This window comes from Methanocalculus sp., assembly GCF_030651615.1.
Classification (GTDB): Archaea; Halobacteriota; Methanomicrobia; order Methanomicrobiales; family Methanocorpusculaceae; genus Methanocalculus.
In genome coordinates, this window is record NZ_JAUSCG010000116.1 from 1 (window position 1) to 2,861 (window position 2,861).

Annotated in this window: 5 protein-coding genes; all 5 read left to right on the forward strand. The window is 51.0% G+C overall.

What is annotated here, in order from left to right; all coding sequences use genetic code 11:
* Positions 1-698, forward strand: a 698-nt coding sequence (gene cofG, locus Q7V06_RS05245) for a 7,8-didemethyl-8-hydroxy-5-deazariboflavin synthase CofG (protein WP_304839084.1), incomplete at its 5' end; no start/stop codon positions are given.
* Positions 695-1,402, forward strand: a complete 708-nt coding sequence (gene purC, locus Q7V06_RS05250; protein WP_304839087.1) for a phosphoribosylaminoimidazolesuccinocarboxamide synthase — start codon at positions 695-697, stop codon at positions 1,400-1,402. The genes cofG and purC, both read left to right, overlap by 4 nt.
* A 6-nt stretch (positions 1,403-1,408) precedes the next feature.
* Complete coding sequence (gene purS / locus Q7V06_RS05255) at positions 1,409-1,651, forward strand: phosphoribosylformylglycinamidine synthase subunit PurS (RefSeq protein ID WP_304839090.1); 243 nt, start codon at positions 1,409-1,411, stop codon at positions 1,649-1,651.
* Positions 1,651-2,346 (forward strand): phosphoribosylformylglycinamidine synthase I, encoded by a 696-nt coding sequence (gene purQ, locus Q7V06_RS05260; RefSeq protein ID WP_304839092.1) that lies wholly within the window; start codon positions 1,651-1,653, stop codon positions 2,344-2,346. The genes purS and purQ overlap by 1 nt, the downstream gene beginning before the upstream one ends.
* Before the next feature lie 13 nt (positions 2,347-2,359).
* Positions 2,360-2,635, forward strand: coding sequence for a ferredoxin-thioredoxin reductase catalytic domain-containing protein (locus Q7V06_RS05265; RefSeq protein WP_304839095.1), 276 nt, complete (start codon positions 2,360-2,362; stop codon positions 2,633-2,635).
* The last annotated feature ends 226 nt before the right edge of the window (positions 2,636-2,861 follow it).

Here is a 2,861-nt window from a genome sequence, read left to right on the forward strand (position 1 = left end):
CAATCGAGCTCGGCCTCCTCCCTCATACAAACGCAGGTATCCTTACCTATGACGAACTCGCCCGATTCCGTGGTGTGAATGCAAGTATGGGACTTATGCTTGAGACGACTGCCAGAATCCCCGCGCATAGAAATTCACCAGGGAAAGATCCTGAGGTGAGAATTACGATGATCGAGGATGCCGGAAGGCTGAAGATCCCATTTACAACAGGGATTCTCGTTGGGATCGGTGAGACGAAGGAAGACCGGGAAGAGTCACTTGAGACGATCGCAGGGATTCATAAACGGAACAGACATATCCAGGAGGTGATCGTCCAGAACTTCTGCCCAAAACCCGACACCCCCATGGGCGAGGATGGAACAGTCTCAGCAGAAGAGTTTGCCGAAACGATCCGGCTTGCCCGCGCGATCCTCCCTGTAGATATTGCCGTTCAGATCCCACCAAACCTCGCAGACGCACGGTCCTTCCTCAAATGCGGCGTAAATGACCTTGGAGGAGTCTCACCGGTGACGGTCGATTACATCAATCCCGAGCACCCATGGCCGGAGCTCGAACGTTTGAAGGAGATCACCGCCGGATACAACCTTTTAGAGCGGCTCTGCATATACCCAACATACATACGAAGGGGCTGGTTTGATTCTGCACTCACACCACTTATCATGGATCTTGACAAACAGATACAGGAGCAGAACCTATGACCAAGGGCGCACTTCTCTACAGTGGTAAAGCAAAGACCGTCTATCTCTCAGAGAAGCCGGATGAACTGATCGTATCCTTCCGTGACGACATCACCGCGTTTGACGGCGGTAAAAAAGACCAGTTGTCAGGAAAAGGGGCATCGAATGCAAAGGTTTCAGCATTCCTCTTTCAGCTCCTTGAAGAGGCCGGGATCAAGACGCACCTCATCCGTATGGAGGATCCGACGACGATGAGGGTTCGCAGGCTTACGATGGTTCCGCTCGAGGTGATCGTCAGGAATCGTGCCGCAGGATCAATCGTCAGAAACTATCCCTTTACCGAGGGGCAGGTATTTGACACACCCATCGTCGTCACTGATTACAAAGATGATACCCGGCATGACCCGATGATCAACGATGATATCATAATCGCACTCGGACTCCTGACACGGGATGAGATAGCCATCATCAAAGAGGCGGCACTGAAGATAAACTCCGTATTAAAAGCGTTCTTTGAGAAGATAGAACTGGATCTTATCGACTTTAAGGTCGAGTTTGGAAGATGCGGTGATGAGATTCTTCTGGGGGATGAGATCAGCATGGACTCGATGCGGCTCTGGGAGAGAGGCACGATGAAATCCATGGACAAGGATGTCTATCGATTCGGGAAGGGTGACGTTATGGAGACATATACAGCAGTATTGAACCGAATCTGCAAGGAGTGAAGAGCTATGAAATTTGAGATCATCATCACTATCACCTTAAAAGAAGGGATGCTCAATCCCGAGGCAGAGGCGATCAGGCATGCAATCGCACACCTCGGATATGCAACAGACCGGCTTGTAACAGCAGATCAGTTCAGGATCACTCTGGATGCGGCGGATAAAACGAAGGCGGAAGAGATCGCCGGATCAATCTGCGAGCGTCTCCTTGCAAATCCGGTGATCCACACATACGAGATTGAGGTCATCTGATGAAGGCGGCGGTCATACAGTTTGGCGGAAGCAACTGCGACCGCGATGTTGCCTATGTCATCCAGGAGGTCTGCGGTGCTGAAGCGGATCTGATCTGGTATAAGGATGGGATCAACAAACAGTATGATGCGATCATCCTCCCGGGCGGATTCAGCTACGGTGATTACCTCCGCGCAGGTGCGATAGCCGCACGAACACCGATCATGGCGGATGTCATAAAAGCCGCACATACAGGTACTCTCGTTCTTGGTATCTGCAATGGTGCGCAGATCGCAGCAGAGAGCGGCCTGATACCCGGTGTCTTCACGATCAATTCCTACCCGAAATTTATCTGTGAACCAGCATATCTCAGGGTTGAGAACACCACGTCACCATTCACCCGGCTCTACCGGGAAGGTGAGGTTGTCAGGATCCCGATCGCCCACAAAGAGGGGCGCTATGTCGTGCCAGAGAGCGATCTCGCCCGCCTTGAAGCAGAAAACCGGATCGCATTCCGGTTCTGCGATAAAGACGGAAGAGTAACAGAGGCGGCAAATCCAAACGGTGCAACCGGTAATATCACCGGAGTCCTCTCAGAGAAGCAGAATGTTCTTGTGATGATGCCTCATCCAGAACGTGCATCTGAAGAGATCCTCGGATCAACTGACGGGAAGAAGATCTTTGATTCGATGATCGCACATAGCGAACAGTCATAGGAGAAACTAAAGTATGGATGAACTTGAAGCAGCCCGGCTGATCCGGGATTGGGTAAAGCGATATGCAGAAGAGAACGGATTTAAGGTAAACCCCGATCCCAAACAGTTTGATGCGGTCATCCGGGGGCTTGCAAGAAAGATGGTCAGGAATGGGGAACGGTACTGCCCATGCAGGATCATGAGCGGCGATCCTGATGTAGATGCAAAGATCATCTGCCCCTGCATCTACCATAAAGACGAGATTGTAACAGACGGCCATTGCCACTGCAACCTCTTCTTCAGGGAGTAACAGCAGATCTCCTTTAGCTCACTTTTTTCAGCACTACACTCATCTGAAGGGAAGACGGTGATCATCTTCATCAGCTTACCCAGGACCCGGATCTACTCCTTTCGTACTATCTCACCAGGTTTGGTTCTGAGAGATCATACAGCCATCTGACCATACCGCTTCATCCCTGCAAGCATGAGGGAATTACCCCCTTTGAAAAGAAAGGTGGTGTGGATGAGATCAGATC